The 16,171-nt window shown below is 45.8% G+C and carries 14 protein-coding genes and 2 tRNA genes; 9 read left to right on the top strand and 7 right to left on the bottom strand.

Annotation, left to right across the window (positions count from 1 at the left end; all coding sequences use genetic code 11):
- Positions 1–25 precede the first annotated feature (25 nt).
- Both PAE54_RS03215 and PAE54_RS03210 read right to left on the bottom strand, forming a co-directional pair.
- Positions 26–112: transfer RNA gene (locus tag PAE54_RS03215), tRNA-Leu, on the bottom strand.
- A gap of 10 nt (positions 113–122) precedes the next feature.
- Positions 123–196 (bottom strand) — tRNA-Cys (locus PAE54_RS03210).
- A 152-nt stretch (positions 197–348) separates the two neighbouring features.
- On the opposite strand from PAE54_RS03210, the gene folD reads away from it, so the two are divergent.
- Together folD and PAE54_RS03200 are read left to right on the top strand one after the other, a co-directional pair.
- Positions 349–1,197: a bifunctional methylenetetrahydrofolate dehydrogenase/methenyltetrahydrofolate cyclohydrolase FolD gene (gene folD, locus PAE54_RS03205; protein WP_326518408.1), complete on the top strand. Its 849-nt coding sequence runs from the start codon at positions 349–351 to the stop codon at positions 1,195–1,197.
- 88 nt (positions 1,198–1,285) lie between these two features.
- Complete coding sequence (locus PAE54_RS03200; RefSeq protein WP_326518407.1) at positions 1,286–1,951, top strand: class I SAM-dependent methyltransferase; 666 nt, start codon at positions 1,286–1,288, stop codon at positions 1,949–1,951.
- A gap of 25 nt (positions 1,952–1,976) precedes the next feature.
- Here the strand turns inward: PAE54_RS03200 and PAE54_RS03195 are convergent, their stop codons facing one another.
- Positions 1,977–2,405: a hypothetical protein gene (locus tag PAE54_RS03195; RefSeq protein ID WP_326518406.1), complete on the bottom strand. Its 429-nt coding sequence runs from the start codon at positions 2,403–2,405 to the stop codon at positions 1,977–1,979.
- A gap of 189 nt (positions 2,406–2,594) precedes the next feature.
- Positions 2,595–4,427, bottom strand: coding sequence for a phosphoenolpyruvate carboxykinase (GTP) (locus PAE54_RS03190; RefSeq protein ID WP_273777203.1), 1,833 nt, complete (start codon positions 4,425–4,427; stop codon positions 2,595–2,597).
- A gap of 405 nt (positions 4,428–4,832) precedes the next feature.
- Here PAE54_RS03190 and PAE54_RS03185 point away from each other — a divergent pair, with 405 nt between their 5' ends.
- The 4 genes from PAE54_RS03185 (at position 4,833) to groL (ending at position 8,692) form a co-directional block, all read left to right on the top strand.
- Positions 4,833–5,753 carry a diacylglycerol/lipid kinase family protein gene (locus PAE54_RS03185; protein WP_326518405.1) on the top strand — a complete coding sequence of 307 codons (921 nt, stop codon included), beginning with the start codon at positions 4,833–4,835 and terminating at the stop codon, positions 5,751–5,753.
- Position 5,754: 1 nt separating this feature from the next.
- Positions 5,755–6,531, top strand: coding sequence for a metallophosphoesterase family protein (locus PAE54_RS03180; RefSeq protein WP_326518404.1), 777 nt, complete (start codon positions 5,755–5,757; stop codon positions 6,529–6,531).
- Between the two features lie 177 nt (positions 6,532–6,708).
- Positions 6,709–6,999, top strand: coding sequence for a co-chaperone GroES (locus tag PAE54_RS03175; RefSeq protein ID WP_000065579.1), 291 nt, complete (start codon positions 6,709–6,711; stop codon positions 6,997–6,999).
- 58 nt (positions 7,000–7,057) lie between these two features.
- On the top strand, positions 7,058–8,692 hold the full coding sequence (gene groL, locus PAE54_RS03170) for a chaperonin GroEL (protein WP_273777200.1): 1,635 nt from the start codon (positions 7,058–7,060) through the stop codon (positions 8,690–8,692).
- A 73-nt stretch (positions 8,693–8,765) separates the two neighbouring features.
- On the opposite strand, the gene PAE54_RS03165 is transcribed toward groL, so the two are convergent.
- The gene (locus PAE54_RS03165; protein WP_273777199.1) at positions 8,766–9,140 is read right to left on the bottom strand and encodes a diacylglycerol kinase; all 375 of its coding nucleotides are present in this window, start codon (positions 9,138–9,140) and stop codon (positions 8,766–8,768) included.
- Between the two features lie 100 nt (positions 9,141–9,240).
- Between PAE54_RS03165 and PAE54_RS03160 the strand changes: the two genes are divergently transcribed.
- The 3 genes from PAE54_RS03160 to PAE54_RS03150 all read left to right on the top strand — a co-directional run bounded on the left by PAE54_RS03160 (position 9,241) and on the right by PAE54_RS03150 (position 14,108).
- Positions 9,241–10,200, top strand: a complete 960-nt coding sequence (locus tag PAE54_RS03160; RefSeq protein WP_326518403.1) for an MBL fold metallo-hydrolase — start codon at positions 9,241–9,243, stop codon at positions 10,198–10,200.
- 241 nt (positions 10,201–10,441) lie between these two features.
- Positions 10,442–13,564, top strand: coding sequence for a multidrug efflux RND transporter permease subunit (locus PAE54_RS03155; RefSeq protein WP_326518402.1), 3,123 nt, complete (start codon positions 10,442–10,444; stop codon positions 13,562–13,564).
- A complete protein-coding gene (locus PAE54_RS03150) occupies positions 13,557–14,108 on the top strand; it encodes a DUF4112 domain-containing protein (RefSeq protein WP_326518401.1) in 552 nt (183 codons plus the stop codon). The genes PAE54_RS03155 and PAE54_RS03150 overlap by 8 nt, the downstream gene beginning before the upstream one ends.
- Positions 14,109–14,228: 120 nt before the next feature.
- Here the strand turns inward: PAE54_RS03150 and htpX are convergent, their stop codons facing one another.
- Both htpX and PAE54_RS03140 read right to left on the bottom strand, forming a co-directional pair.
- Positions 14,229–15,134: a protease HtpX gene (htpX, locus tag PAE54_RS03145; protein WP_326518400.1), complete on the bottom strand. Its 906-nt coding sequence runs from the start codon at positions 15,132–15,134 to the stop codon at positions 14,229–14,231.
- Between the two features lie 161 nt (positions 15,135–15,295).
- Entirely contained in the window at positions 15,296–16,153 is an 858-nt protein-coding gene (locus PAE54_RS03140; RefSeq protein ID WP_326518399.1) for a lytic transglycosylase domain-containing protein, read from the bottom strand.
- Between the last annotated feature and the right edge of the window lie 18 nt (positions 16,154–16,171).

Below are 16,171 nucleotides of genomic sequence, written 5' to 3'. Positions count from 1 at the left end.
TACACCATTTTAATTTGATTTAAAATGGTGCCCGAGGCCAGACTCGAACTGGCACGCCTTTGAGGGCGGGGGATTTTAAATCCCCTGTGTCTACCGATTTCACCACTCGGGCTTTACAAGATTGGAGGCGGAGGTCGGAATCGAACCGGCGTACACGGAGTTGCAGTCCGCTGCATGACCACTCTGCCACCCCGCCATGTCTTGGTGATGCACATATTAGCAAGCTTTGTAAAAAAAACAATACTATAAATGGTGTGGGTGCACATAAAATCAGCATATAGAAGAAAATTGCCTGCAGAATCATGTATTATTTGCGGAATTGATTCATATCTACTTTGGAGATGTGCCGTGGCATTGGTTTTAGATGGTCGCGCATTAGCGAAAACAATTGAAGCTGACTTGTTGCAACGCGTTGAAGCGCTGAAAGCAAAAACAGGTCGTACCCCAATTTTGGCAACGATTCTGGTCGGTGACGATGGTGCATCTGCGACTTACGTCCGTATGAAAGGCAATGCCTGCCGTCGTGTGGGGATGGATTCATTGAAAATTGAATTACCTCAGGAAACCACGACTGAACAGTTGTTGGCAGAAATCGAGAAATTGAATGCCAACCCAGATGTTCATGGAATCCTGCTACAACACCCAGTGCCTGCACAAATTGATGAGCGTGCTTGTTTTGATGCCATTTCATTGGCGAAAGATGTGGATGGCGTGACCTGTCTAGGTTTCGGCCGCATGGCGATGGGCGAAGCAGCGTATGGTTCTGCAACCCCAGCTGGCATCATGACGATTCTGCAAGAAAATAATATCGAAATCGCGGGTAAACATGCGGTTGTGGTAGGCCGTTCTGCGATTTTAGGTAAACCAATGGCAATGATGCTATTGCAAGCAAATGCAACGGTAACTATCTGCCACTCGCGCACGCAAAACTTACCTGAATTGGTGAAACAGGCGGATATCATCGTCGGCGCTGTGGGTAAAGCGGAATTGATTCAGAAGGACTGGATCAAGCCAGGTGCAGTAGTTGTTGATGCTGGTTTCCACCCGCGTGAAGGTGGTGGTGTAGGCGATATTCAGCTACAAGGTATTGAAGAAATTGCCTCTGCTTATACCCCAGTTCCAGGTGGTGTAGGTCCAATGACCATTACTACATTGATCCGTCAAACGGTAGAAGCAGCGGAAAAAGCACTCGGTTAATACGCGGTTATTTGCTGTTAGGGGGCGGTGTAAACATCAAGTTTGCACCGCCTTTTTAATGAAAAAGTCACGATGAGAGAATTGTGTCATGAATGGTGTAAAAACCTTACAAGCGCCTGAAAATTTATTAACTGCCTTACATGCTATTATTCCAGGTACAGCATTACAAGCACAGCAGTTGCCTGGTACGGAGATCGAGCTGTGGTTAATCCCTCCGGTTTTTTCAACAGAACGACTTGATGATGAGGTGATCCGCCGGATCTGGAATGACACTCCATACTGGATTTTTTGTTGGGCTTCTGGCTTGGCGATGGCGCAATGGTTGCTTGCAGAGCCTGAGCATGTCAAAGATAAGGTGGTGCTCGATTTTGGTGCAGGTTCAGGTGTGGTGGCGATTGCAGCAAAAATGGCAGGAGCAAAACGGGTCATTTGCTGTGATATTGATCCAGTTAGCCTCACTGCTTGCCGTGCCAATGCTGCATTAAATCAGGTTGAGTTGGAATATCTAGACGATTTATATCGGGCAGAGCAAGTTGATGTGCTGCTGGCGGCTGATGTGCTCTATGATCAATGCAATCGCTTTTTTCTCGATGAGTTTTTAAAGTTTGCACCTGAGGTGTGGGTTGCGGACAGCCGGGTAAAGAATTTTAGTCATCCTCGATATGCAAAAGTTGATGAGCGCAGTGCGAGCACCTGGCCTGATCTGGATGAGGCTAAAGAATTCCGTAACGTCAGCTTTTACAAGACGCTGTAAACACAGCATCTTGTAAAGATCGTGATTAAGAACAGGTATACCGAACCACGCGTAAGGTGGCTGGTTTGGTTTCCAGTGCTTGGCGAGTGGCATAGTCTTGACTGTTGTTCAGGCTAGGCGTGTTGGATAGTTCAAAAGCAGTACGCGACTGACCAATCTGTACCCCATATGGATGCTGGTTGAGAGCTGGATTGATAATTTCATTCACGCTGAGTACGCTGATTTTGTAATTTTGATGGGTACCTAATACCTTTTGGCAGGCTTTTAATAGTTTTTTCTCATCAAGTGTCTGGTCGCTGCGTACTGCGAGCGTATATGCCAGTGTGGCACTATTTTCTGAACGTGATTCAATTTGATAACCTGTAACGCCATTATAGGCCTGTGGTGTGCTCTGACATGCGCTTAGCCCGAGTAGGAGTAGGCTGAAGAGTCCTAATTTTTTAGTATTGTTCATGGTAATAATTCCAAGCCTGAAGAATATATTTCAGTATGCCATAGCTTACAATTGGAAACGATGCTGCGCAGCGTAATTCTATTCGGAAAAACAGTGCCTAAATTTGCACAAAGTTGTTCAATTGTAGACGTTTAGGCATAAAAAAAACCAGTTACCGAAGTAACTGGTTTTTTGACTATCCAATCTGAATTAAGATGCAGATTTAACAGCTTCAATCAATTGCTGTTGACGAGCTTTCAAAGCTTCTGGCAAACGCTCACCCAGTTTGTTGAACAATTCAGTGTGGCTTTCAAGCTCTTTGATCCATTGGTCTTTGTCTTGAGAAGTCACAGTTTCAAACTGTTCTTTAGAGAAGTCTAAACCAGTCCAGTTTAACTGTTCATAAGTTGGAACACGGCCAATTGGTGTTTCAACTGCGTCAGCACGACCTTCACAACGGTCAATGATCCACTCAAGAACACGCATGTTTTGACCGAAACCAGGCCATACGAAGTTGCCTTCAGCATCACGACGGAACCAGTTCACATTGTAGATGCCAGGAAGTTTGTTGCCTGCAGCTTTCGCTTTCTCAGCAACTTTCTCGCCCATTTCTAACCAGTGTGCAAAGTAATCTGCCATGTTGTAACCGGCAAACGGAAGCATTGCGAATGGGTCACGACGAACAACACCTTGTTGACCAACAGCAGCAGCAGTGGTTTCTGAACCCATGGTTGCAGCTTTATAAACGCCATCTACCCAGTCAAATGCTTCAGAAATTAAAGGCACTGTGTCTGCACGGCGACCACCGAAGATGAACGCAGAGATTGGTACGCCTGCTGGATTTTCCCAGTCAGCATCAATAGAAGGGCATTGAGAAGCTGAAACAGTGAAGCGAGCATTTGGATGTGCAGCTTTTTCACCAGCAACGTGTGGCTGACCTTTCCAGTTGGTAAGGTTGGCTGGAACTTCTTTAGACAAGCCTTCCCACCAGATTTCGCCATTGTCTGTGACCGCAACGTTGGTATAAATAACGTCGTGGCTTAATGTAGACATACAGTTCGGGTTGGTTTTTGTGTTGGTACCTGGTGCAACGCCGAAGAAGCCTGCTTCTGGGTTAATTGCGTACAAGCGACCATCCTCACCTGGTTTGATCCAAGCGATGTCATCACCCACGGTTTCGATTTTCCAGCCTTCATAACCTGCTGGTGGAATCAACATGGCAAAGTTGGTTTTACCACATGCAGACGGGAATGCTGCTGCGATGTAGTGTTTTTCACCTTGTGGATTGGTCACGCCAAGAATCAGCATGTGTTCAGCTAACCAGCCTTGTTCACGACCCATGACAGAGGCGATACGAAGTGCTAAACATTTTTTACCAAGAAGTGCGTTACCGCCGTAACCTGAACCGAAAGACCAGATTTCACGGGTTTCTGGGTAATGCACGATATATTTTTCTTTGTTGCAAGGCCAAGCAACGTCTTTTTGGCCTTCAGCAAGTGGTGCACCAACAGTATGAACACATGGAACGAACTCGCCATCTGTGCCCAATACGTCATAAACTGCTTTGCCCATGCGTGCCATTTTACGCATGCTGACTGCAACGTATGGAGAGTCAGTCAATTCGATACCGATGTGCGCAATGTGGCTGCCCAAAGGACCCATTGAGAAAGGAACCACATACATGGTACGACCTTGCATTGAACCGTCAAACAAACCGTTCAATTTTTCGCGCATAACTGCTGGATCTTCCCAGTTGTTCGTTGCGCCAGCATCTTCTTTATTTGCTGAGCAGATAAAGGTACGGTCTTCAACACGTGCAACGTCAGAAGGGTCAGAGTTTGCGAGGTAAGAACCAGGATGTTTTTCTTGGTTTAATTTTTGCATGGTGCCGTTGGCGATCATCAAGTCGATCAGACGTTGATATTCTTCTTCGCTACCGTCACACCATTCAATTTTAGCTGGTTTGGTTAACTTCGCAATTTCTTCAACCCATGCAATAAGCTTAGGGTGACGAACGAATTCTGGTGCGTTCACTGGGGTCATGGTGAGGCCTACTTAAAATGTGTACAAAGTACAAATCTATTTGAAGGGGTACAACAAACAGATGAAGTCGATAAAAAAGTGGCGGTATTAAAGCACAAAACGCGGAAAAATATAAGACTATCGTTTAGCAGGCGCAGGTAGGGGGGCGGCAAGAAAAATTCAGATAAGCGTTTATGAAACAGTTACTTACAGTTTTTTTAGCCCCAATATGGTGCGATTTGTATATTTTATGGGTATTATTTAATAATTAAATAATATTAAAAATCATAAACATAATAAGGTTTAAACTGGAATAACGATCATTGATTAAATAAATGGTGGTAATTCGAATTTTACATAAAGCCACTTTAAATTCTAGCTTGATTGATCAAAATTAAATCAAATGCTTCATCTTGGTCTATCGTCATGACAGTAGTCCGTCCGCCCTTGTCGATCTTGTATAACCAGCGATCAGGTTTTCATGCTCCTCACCGTGAGCAGCTTTACGCATGTGTACTGGATTTGTTTAAGGCATACGGTTTTGAACTACAGGTTTTTGATCTCAATCAGGTTCTGGATTTTGATGGATTGATGCAGTCATTGATTGACTACCATCACCAAGCTGAGAAACCCGGTATGATCGTGGTCGCTGGCGGAGATGGAACACTAAACACCGTCATCGGGAAATTATTACAGAGTGACATTCCGATCGGAATTTTGCCTTTGGGAACGTTTAACTATGTTGCGCGTGCCTTACATATTCCCCTAGACCTGTTGGAGGCTGCCCGTGTGATTTTGACTGGACAAGACCGCACCATTCATGTTGCAACTTTAAATGGGCGTGCCTATCTGAATAATGCCAGTTTGGGGTTATATCCCTTATTTATCCAGCGCAGGGAACAGTTCAACCGTTATCTAGGCCGTTTTTCCTGGCATGCCTACAGCTCTGCTTTAGATGTGCTGTTACGCGCACGGGAGCAATTACAGTTGTCATTGGAAGTGAATGGTGAGCATTATCCGATTGATACACCACTCATCTTTTTTGGCAATAATCAATTACAACTCCAGCAGATGAATCTACAGGTGGCAGAATGTGCAGCCAAGGGGAGAATTGCCGGTGTGGCGGTTGCCAGTGGCGATAAATGGACCTTGTTGAAAATGGTCTGGTTATTACTGCGTGGCACCTTGGAACAGGCCTCCGAGATTCAGAGTTTTTGTGCTACTGAAGTCACCGTGCGTTGCAAACGATCTAAACTGATGGTGGCGATTGATGGTGAGTTGGCAGAAATGGAGACACCTTTAAGGTTTGGTGTGCATCCGCATGCTGTAAAAATTCGGGTGCTTTAACATGCTCCTGCATTTGTCTGATTTACATTTTGGCACCGAAAAACCAGAGTGTGTGCATGCTATTCAGCAGTTTTGTTGGGAGCAGCAACCGGAAATCGTGGTGGTGAGCGGTGACTTGACTCAACGTGCCCGCTTGCGCCAGTTCTTTGCCTGCCGTCAGTTTTTGGATTCATTAAAAACACCCTATCTGGTGGTGCCCGGCAATCATGATATTCCGCTGTATCATGTCTGGGATCGTTTTCTGACACCATTTATGAGCTATCAGGCTTTTTTTTCTGCGCCGGAAAGAGAGCTGGAAAGCGAACATTTTTATGTGATTGGGGTGAATAGCGTACGCCGCCGCTACCATACGCGCGGTCATATTTCGCTGACTCAAATTCAGCAGATTCAGCAAAAACTTAGTCAGGCACCAGCAAATAAACTCAAAATTATTGTGACTCATCAACCTTTTTATACACCACCCGGCGATCCGCATGGTGTTAAGGATTGTCCTGTGATGGGAAAAATGGCTTTAGAGCTCTGGAGCCAACAGCAGCTATTTGCGCTACTGCATGGTCATTTACATCAGGCTGTTGTGTATGACTTGAATCAAATTTATCAGCTTCAGGCGACCCATCCCGTCTTGGATATTCAGGCGGGTACTGCGACGTCTTGGCGCTTACACAATAATATTCCGAATGGTTTTAATGTGATTCATCCTAATCACCAGATCGAGCACTACATCTATCAAGAACAGCAACAGCGTTTTGTCTGGGAACGAAATTGGAATCTAGGTTAATAATTTCCCGAGTTGCTGAAAAAAAACACAAAAAAACCAATTTTTTTTTCATTTTGCCCTTGAAGGGTTTTTTTCCATCCCCACAAAAGTGTCATCTAAACATTTTGATGACGGCTACAGTAAAAATGACAGCTGTCATCATTCATCACAAAAAGACTGAGTCTGATGGAGTTATTTATGAGCAACATTCGTCCATTACATGATCGTGTAGTAATTCGTCGTGTTGAAGAAGAAACAAAAACAGCTGGCGGCATTTTATTGCCAGGTTCTGCAGCTGAAAAACCTTCTCAAGGTGAAGTGATTGCAGTGGGTAATGGTCAAATCACGGATAACGGTGTGCGCGCGCTTGACGTTAAAGTGGGTGACAAAGTTTTGTTCGGTACTTATGCCGGCACGACTGTGAAAGTGAATGGTGAAGAACTTCTTATTATGAAAGAGTCTGACATCTTAGCGGTATTGGAAGGCTAAGAGTTCACTCAACTCAATCAAAATCAGATCAAGTAATTAAAAATATTCGGAGTTTATGATGTCAGCTAAAGACGTAAAATTTGGTGATTCAGCTCGTAGCAAAATGATTGCAGGTGTCAATATCCTGGCAGATGCGGTTAAAGTGACTTTAGGTCCTAAAGGCCGTAACGTAGTGATCGACCGTTCTTTTGGTGCACCACACATCACTAAAGATGGTGTATCTGTTGCAAAAGAAATTACGCTAAAAGACAAATTTGAAAACATGGGTGCGCAATTGGTGCGTGAAGTGTCTTCAAAAACCAATGACATCGCAGGTGACGGTACAACAACTGCAACTGTTTTGGCACAAGCGATCCTTAATGAAGGTATCAAGTCTGTAACTGCAGGCATGAACCCAATGGATTTAAAACGTGGTATCGACCTTGCAGTGAAAACTGTAGTGGAAAATATCCGTGCTACAGCTAAACCAGCATCTGATTCTAAAGCGATTGAACAAGTGGGTTCGATCTCTGCAAACTCTGACACCACAGTGGGTTCGTTGATTGCACAAGCCATGGAAAAAGTGGGTAAAGAAGGTGTTATCACTGTAGAAGAAGGTTCAGGCTTCGAAGACGCGCTTGACGTAGTAGAAGGTATGCAGTTTGACCGCGGTTATATCTCTCCATACTTCGCGAACAAACAAGACACTTTGACTGCTGAACTGGAAAATCCGTTCATCTTGCTTGTTGATAAAAAAATCAGCAACATCCGTGAATTGATCACAGTGCTTGAAGCTGTTGCAAAAACTGGCAAGCCATTGTTGATTATCGCTGAAGATGTTGAAGGTGAAGCGTTGGCAACCCTAGTGGTAAACAACATGCGCGGCATCATCAAAGTCTGTGCAGTGAAAGCGCCTGGCTTCGGTGACCGTCGTAAAGCGATGCTACAAGATATCGCAATCTTGACTGGTGGTACTGTGATTTCTGAAGAAATCGGTATGTCACTTGAGCAAACTACACTTGAACACTTGGGTACAGCGCACAAAATCACTGTTTCTAAAGAAAACACTGTGATTGTTGATGGTGCAGGTGATGCCACTCAAATCGCTGAACGTGTTCAACAAATCCGTGCACAAATCGAAGAATCAACTTCTGAATACGATAAAGAGAAGCTACAAGAGCGTGTTGCTAAATTGGCAGGCGGTGTTGCAGTCATCAAAATCGGTGCCGCGACTGAAGTTGAAATGAAAGAGAAGAAAGACCGTGTTGACGATGCATTGCATGCAACTCGTGCTGCGGTTGAAGAAGGTGTTGTTGCCGGTGGTGGTGTTGCGTTGGTACGTGCTGCAAAAGCATTAGACGGTGTAACAGGCGCGAATGATGACCAAAACGTGGGTATCAACATTCTTCGCCGTGCGATCGAAGCGCCACTTCGTCAAATCGTAGCAAATGCGGGTGATGAGCCTTCAGTTGTAATCAATGCCGTGAAAAATGGCGAAGGTAACTTCGGTTATAACGCTGCGACTGGCGAATACGGCGACATGCTAGAAATGGGTATCCTTGACCCAGCTAAAGTTACACGTTCTGCACTTGAGCATGCTGCTTCTGTTGCGGGCTTGATGTTGACCACTGAGTGCATGATCACTGATATCCCAGAAGATAAACCAGCTGCTCCTGATATGGGCGGTATGGGTGGCATGGGCGGTATGATGTAATTCATACGGTTCCGACCATAAAAAAATCCCCGCACTTGCGGGGATTTTTTATGACTATATTTTGAATTAAAAATTATTTGAGCAAGATCAGCGTCCAGGTAATAAAAATCATGGTTAAAGCCACAAATTGCGCAGCACTGCCCATATCCTTTGCATTTTTGGATAACTCATGACGGTCAAGCGAGATGCGGTCAACGACGGCTTCAATGGCAGAATTAAACAGCTCAACAATCATGGCTAGCAGACAGACCAGAATTAAGAGTGCCTGTTCTCCTGCTGAAACCTCGACAAAAAAACTGAGGGGAATCAGAATAGCATTCAATAAAATAATCTGGCGAAAAGCGGCCTCATGTTTGAACGCACTTTTAAAGCCCGAAATTGAGTAGCCTGCCGCATTCACAATACGTTTCAGACCATTTTTGCCTTTATAAGGAGAATAAGAACTCATTGGATAAGACGCTTGAAAGTTGAAATTAGATTATAAACTCAACCTTAACTTTACATTAAAAAACATCAATCATTGAATGAAAGAGACAAGAAGGTAAAACATGCAAAAACGTTCCATATTTCTGGCCTTGGTGTGCGGTGCCACAATAAGCGCTCATGCGGCAACACAACAGGTCCCGGGTTATTATCATCAGGCCTTTGGAGACTATCAGATTACTGCATTGCTGGATGGGACCAACTATTTACAGGCGGGTTTGTTTAAAGACATTAGCAGCCAGCAGATCCAACAGATCCTGCAAAAGTATTATATCGATCAGGCTAAAGGGATTCAGACTTCTGTGAACGCCTTTCTGATCAAGACACCGAATGGATTGACCTTGGTCGATAGCGGTGCAGCAAGTTGTTTTGGTTCGCATTTGGGGTCGATTGCTAAAAATCTGCAGGCGTCAGGTTATAGGCTGGATCAGGTGAAGAACGTGCTTTTAACCCACTTGCATCCGGATCATGTCTGCGGCATCAGCCAGCAGGGGCAAAAAGTCTTCCCGAAAGCCACGATCTATGTGCATCAGCGGGAAGCTGATTTCTGGTTAAATCCGAAAACAGTTAAACAGCTACCCTTGGAAAAACAGCAGGGCTTTCTGGCAATCCAGCAGATGATCAAGGCGGCAGTCACCCCTTACCAAAACAGCAAACAATTCCGTACCTTTCAAGATGGTAGCCAGATTGATGGGTTAACGGCACAAGACAGCCGTGGTCATACGCCTGGGCATCACAGTTTTAGTTTACAGTCCGCAGGGCAGGAAATGGTATTCATTGGCGATATCGTACATTCGCATAGCGTACAGTTTGATGCACCGAAAACCGCGATTGAATATGACCTTGATCCGCAAGCTGCTGTAGCGACCCGTCTGAAAATGTTTGCCGAAATTGCCGGGCAGGGTAAATGGGTGGCAGCACCGCATTTACCCTTTCCAGGATTGGGGCATATTTACCAGGTCAATCAGCAACAGTATCAGTGGATTCCTGTGCATTTTAATGACGTACTGAATGCTGAAAAATAAGGTGATGGCTCAAGGATGAGCCGAACTGCGAACAGGTCGAGCTGCGTGATTATGAAGTAGTTTGCATGTGATCTGTTCTTGCTTTTCCTCTTTTCTCCTTATTCACAAGTTTTGTTCACGTTTCGTTGCAATAGACTTGTATTACTGACGATTGTCACTGAAGATCTGTATCCTCTATTCAGTTGATTTTCGTATCAGTTCCGAGATTGTTCTGGTCTGTTTCTAGCTATGTTGAGTGTTCATGCTGTCTAAATTCTTTATTCAACGTCCGATTTTTGCTGCGGTATTAGCGATCCTTTTGATGGCATTTGGCCTGTTTGCCATGCTGAATTTGCCGGTAGAACGTTATCCCGATATTGCCCCGCCACGCATTACCATTGCGACCACGTACAGTGGTGCATCTGCAGAAACGGTGGAAGAAAGTGTGACCCAAGTCCTAGAGCAACAAATCAAGGGGATTGATCATCTCCTGTATTTTAGTTCTAGCAGTGATTCTTCCGGACGCAGTCGGATCAGTCTGAGTTTCGCCAATGGCACCGATCCGGATACCGCGCAGGTTCAGGTGCAAAACAGTATCAATTCGGTACTCAACCGTTTACCCGATGACGTGCAGCGTCAGGGTGTAAATGTTTCCAAGTCGCTCGGTGACACGCATATGGTGATTGGCCTGTATGATCAAAGCGGGCGGAGCAGCAATATTGAGCTTTCGGATTACCTGATTAATCATATCGAACAGGAAATTTCCCGGATTGAGGGCGTTGGGGAAGTCGATGTGTTTGGTTCGCAATATGCCATGCGCATCTGGTTGAATCCCTACAAGCTGAGACAGTATCAACTGATGCCGAGCGACATCCGCGCCGCAGTGGAAGCGCAAAATACGCAGGTCGCTGCGGGTGCTATCGGGGAGCTGCCAGTACTTGATGGCCAGTATCTGAATGCGAAAGTAAAAGCGGGATCACGTCTGAGCAGTGTTGAGCAATTTGAACAGATTATTGTCAAAGCCAATCCGAATGGCAGCTTTGTTTTGTTGAAAGATGTGGCACGGGTTGAACTGGGGGCGGAAAACTATCAGTCCTACAACACCATTAATGGTTATCCTTCTGCAGGGATGGCGGTTTCATTGGCTTCTGGAGCGAATGCCTTGCAAACGTCTGCCTTGATTCAGCAAGAAATTGATCAGCTGCGCCAGCAGTTACCGCAAGGTTATCAAATTGTTTATCCACGCGATAATACGCCGTTCGTGCAGGAATCGATGAAAGAAGTGATCAAGACCTTACTGGAGGCGGTGCTTCTGGTGGTTTTGGTCATGTATCTGTTCTTGCAGAACTGGCGTGCAACACTGATTCCCACCATTACTGTGCCGATCGTGATTTTAGGAACCTTTGCCGTTTTGTGGCTGTTAGGGCTCAGTATCAATACCTTGACACTGTTTGCTCTGGTGCTGGCAATCGGTTTGCTGGTCGATGACACCATTGTGGTGGTGGAAAACGTTGAGCGTCTGATGCATGAACAGCAGCTCTCAGCACGGCAGGCCGCCATCGCATCGATGCAGGAAATTTCAGGAGCCCTGATTGGGATTACGCTGGTGTTAACGGCTGTTTTTATTCCGATGGCATTTTTTGCTGGTTCAACCAGTGTGATTTACCGCCAGTTTTCGATTACTTTGGTCGCTGCCATGGCCTTGTCACTTGCTGTGGCCCTGATTCTCACTCCCGCCTTATGTGCCCTGATGTTACAACCTGCTGCACCCTCAGGTTGGGCACGAGGGTTTAACCAGCATTTACAAGCCCTCAAACAGTTTTACCTCAATACCTTACAATTTGGACTCGCGCATAAAAGCATCTGTATGGTGTTATTTGCCGCATTATTAGGGATTTTTGCACTGTTTTATCGGGCCTTGCCAACCAGTTTTATTCCCAATGAAGATCAGGGCATGCTCAATGTGCAGTTTAGCCTGCCGGATGGTGCGCCGATGGCGAAGAGCCGTGAGGTGGGGGAGCAGATTCGCCGTTATTTTTTAGAGCAGGAAAAACACAATATCGATTTGGTCCAGATCCGCTATGGACGTAATTTTTCCGGCAATGGGCAAAATCTGGGTCAGGGCTTCATTGCCTTAAAACATTGGGACGCGCGTTCCGGACAGGCCAATTCTGCTCAGGCCATTCGTAAGCGGGCGATGCAGCACTTTGCTCAACATCCGGATGCCAAAATCATGATCAGTTTGCCTCCTGCGGTACGTGGTTTGGGACAAACCGATGGTCTGGAGTTTTGGCTTCGTGACCTAAATGGACAGGGGCGGGATTATCTGCAACAGCAGTTTAAACAATTACAAAATAACAGTAAAAACAGTCCAAGTTTTGAAAATCTGGGACAGAAAACCATTCCGGACAAAGCTGAACTGAAAATCGAGATTGATCAGAAACAGGCACAGGTCGCTGGCCTGAGCACTTCCGCGATTAATTCCACTTTGGCGGCAGCGTGGGGTGGTTCCTACATTAATGATTTTATCGATCGCGGTCGGATCAAGCGGGTTATTATGCAAGGGGATGCTGAATTTCGTGCCCAACCGGAAAATTTACAGGATTGGTCCATCCGCAGCAATCAAAACCAGATGGTGAGTTTTGCCAGCTTTGCTCGCATCGGCTGGAGCAGTGGACCGGAAACCGTGAACCGCTTTATGGGGTATCGAGCCCTACAAATGGAAGCGGATACTGCATCCGGTTTTAGCTCCGGTCAGGCCATGCAGGATTTGCAGCAATTGGTGCAACAGCAACCTGGTATCGATCTGGCCTGGAGTGGCTTATCTTTTGAAGAGCGTCAGTCTAGTCATCAGGCGATTTGGTTGTACCTAGTGTCGGTTGGTTTTATTTTTCTGTGTTTGGCGGCTTTATATGAGAGCTGGTCGATTCCTGCAGTTGTCATTGCAGCAATTCCGCTGGGAATTGGCGGAAGTATCCTGTTTAGCTATCTGGCAGGCTTTCCAAACGATATCTATTTTCAGATTGCCTTGCTGACTACGATGGGGTTGTCCTGTAAAAATGCCATTTTAATGGTCGAGTTTGCTGCACAAACACAGGCTCAAGGCAAAAGTGCACTGGCTGCTGCCTTAACCGCAGCAGGTTTACGTTTACGGCCTATTTTGATGACCTCACTGGCCTTTGGTGCTGGGGTAATTCCGCTGGTTTTTTCCAGTGGTGCGGGGGCTGTCAGCCGTCAGGAAATCGGCGTGAGTGTACTGGGTGGGGTGATCTCAGGTACTGTGCTGGTCTTGTTTTTTATTCCACTGCTGTATGTGTTGATCCGTAGTCTGTTTAAGACTAAATCGGCTGCAGGGCAGACAGATGATCGTGGACAGCATGCCTAAAAAACCGCTGTCTAAGATCGAGGTGATTGCGCTCGAGCGGGATTTGGCCAAGTGGGCGGGGCTCATGGACAGTCTGGTCCGAATTCCCTTTACTCGGCAAGGGATTGGTTTGGATGCCTTGCTCGGTATGATTCCTGTACTAGGTGATATTGCTGGGTTGATACTGACCTTATATGTCTGGCATAAGGCGAAGCGCTTGGGGCTGCCTATCTCACAACGCAATCGGATTTTACAGTGGGCATTTGCGGATGCTGTTTTGGGCTTGGTGCCTATATTAGGCACATTATTGGACATTTTAATTCAGCCCAGCCGACAGGCGATGCAGCTGGTTCATCAGCATATTCAACAGCAATACCAGCTGGAGAATGATCTGCATGTCCAGCATCCCTATTTGCATGAGCGTTTGGCACAAAAACAGCAACAATCAGCCTTTTGGCGGCATCCATTGATCAGTTGGCTTTGGCTGCACAGTCTGGATCTGCTGGTTTTGGCTTTTATACTGTTGGTGATCTGTACAGGATTTTGGCTTATCATTAATGGATAGGGATTGAAAAGTCATTCATGATCATCCGCGGACTAAATGACAGATAACAAAAGGGCTGCAGATGCAGCCCTTTTGCTTTTGATTTGAGCAGAACGATGGATGATTGTTCTGCTGTTCCGGTTAAGGACAATTCAACTGTTGCAAAGCAGCAACACGCTGTTCAATGCTTGGGTGGGTTTGGAACAGGGCAGCAAGACTAAAGCCTTGTTCCTGTCCAGCCGCGATGGCAAAGGCTTTCATTTCTTTCGGCATTTGGTCTGGCATTTCTGTTTCGGCCTGTAAACGTAACAATGCTGAAATCATGGCTTGTTTACCGGCTAAACGGGCACCGGCTTCATCGGCACGATATTCACGATGACGCGAGAACCACATCACGATGGCCGAGGCCAGAATCCCGAAGACAATATCCAAGACGATGGTAATAACGAAATAGGCGATGCCAGGGGCTTCACCATCTTCACGGCCAAACACGTTACGGTCAATAAAATCACCTGCCACACGTGCAAAGAACATGACGAAAGCATTCACTACACCCTGAATCAGTGCCAACGTGACCATATCGCCATTCGCCACATGGCCAATCTCGTGGGCGAGTACTGCACGTAATTCATCTTTGTTCATGCGTTCCAACAGGCCGGTCGAAACCGCGACCAAGGCATCATTTTTATTCCAGCCTGTAGCGAATGCATTGGATTGATAGGAAGGGAAAATACCCACTTCCGGCATATTAATACCCGAGCGTTGTGATAATTCAGCAACGGTTTGCAGCAACCATGCTTCAGCCTGGTTACGTGGTGCATTAGGGTCGATGAGTTCTGTACCCGTGGTTTTTTTTGCCATCCATTTCGACATGAACAGGGACACCATTGATCCCACCATACCAAAGACAAAACAGATCACCAGAAGGTTGACAAGATTTAAGCCACCCGCGCCATGGTAACTACCGACACCGAAGAGTGACAAAATAATGCCAGCTACCACCAGTACCGCGAGGTTGGTCAGCAAGAACAAACCAATCCGCATCATTGGGAAAATCCTCTTATAATAAAAAAATAATCTGATTTATTAATATAAACCGAGAAAGTTAATATGCGGTGAATAACGGAAAAATTCAAGAAAAAAACGGTAAAACGATGCTAAAAGTGCAATCTGAATTGCACTTTTAGTTAAAAGTAAATACTGAATAATTATAAGGAATTGTGTGAAGTATCGTAAGCAGTCACAGGGGCATCGGTAAATGTACCATCGGCTGACCTAATGATGGCGCGGTTGTTGTGGACCTTGCGTGTGTTGTTGCTTTCTGTGGGATTGGTCGCTTTAAGCGCGGCTGGTTTGGTTGCCTGTGCAATATTCTCCGCTTGCGGCTGAGTACTATTGCCGCCCGAAAGACTGCTTAAACCGGCGCGATACAAATTTTGGTAACGACTGGTCACACGACGCACATAATCCTGAGTCTCACGAAAGGGCGGAATCCCGCCGTACTTATCGACGTTGCCTTCACCGGCATTATAGGCGGCCAGTGCCAGTGAGGTGTTGCCATTAAAACGCTTAAGTAACCAGCTTAGGTATTTAGCCCCCCCAAAGATATTTTGCTGAGGATCATAGACATTGGCTACTTTAAAGCGTCGGGCTGTGGCTGGCATCAGTTGCATTAAACCTTGGGCACCTACGGGTGAACGGGCATTGGTATTAAAGCCTGATTCCGTGTGCATCACGGCCTTGATTAAGCCTTCTGACACACCATGATGCTGAGCGGCCTGACGGATCAGATGGTCAAAGGCATTTTTATTTTTACTGTAACTTGGCAATACCGAGGCTTCTGAACTTCCCCAGTTGGAGTAGCTATGAATATTACTGTCGGGAAAATAGGTTTTTTTCTCAACTTTTAGGTGACTGTATTTGCTTTTTTTATTGGTAAACAGTGTCGCACCATTAGCATCACGCATTTGATAGACCATTTGCCCAGCCATAGCTGTTGCCGGGAGCGCTAGACTAGTGAAATACCCCAAAACTGCCAAAGCAGAAAGTTTTAAATATTTATTCATTGTATAAGAAACGTATTC

The organism is Acinetobacter minutum, from assembly GCF_035916735.1.
GTDB lineage: Bacteria > Pseudomonadota > Gammaproteobacteria > Pseudomonadales > Moraxellaceae > Acinetobacter.
The sequence above is the reverse complement of the archived record's forward strand: the minus strand, read 5'-3'. Positions and strand labels throughout refer to the sequence as shown.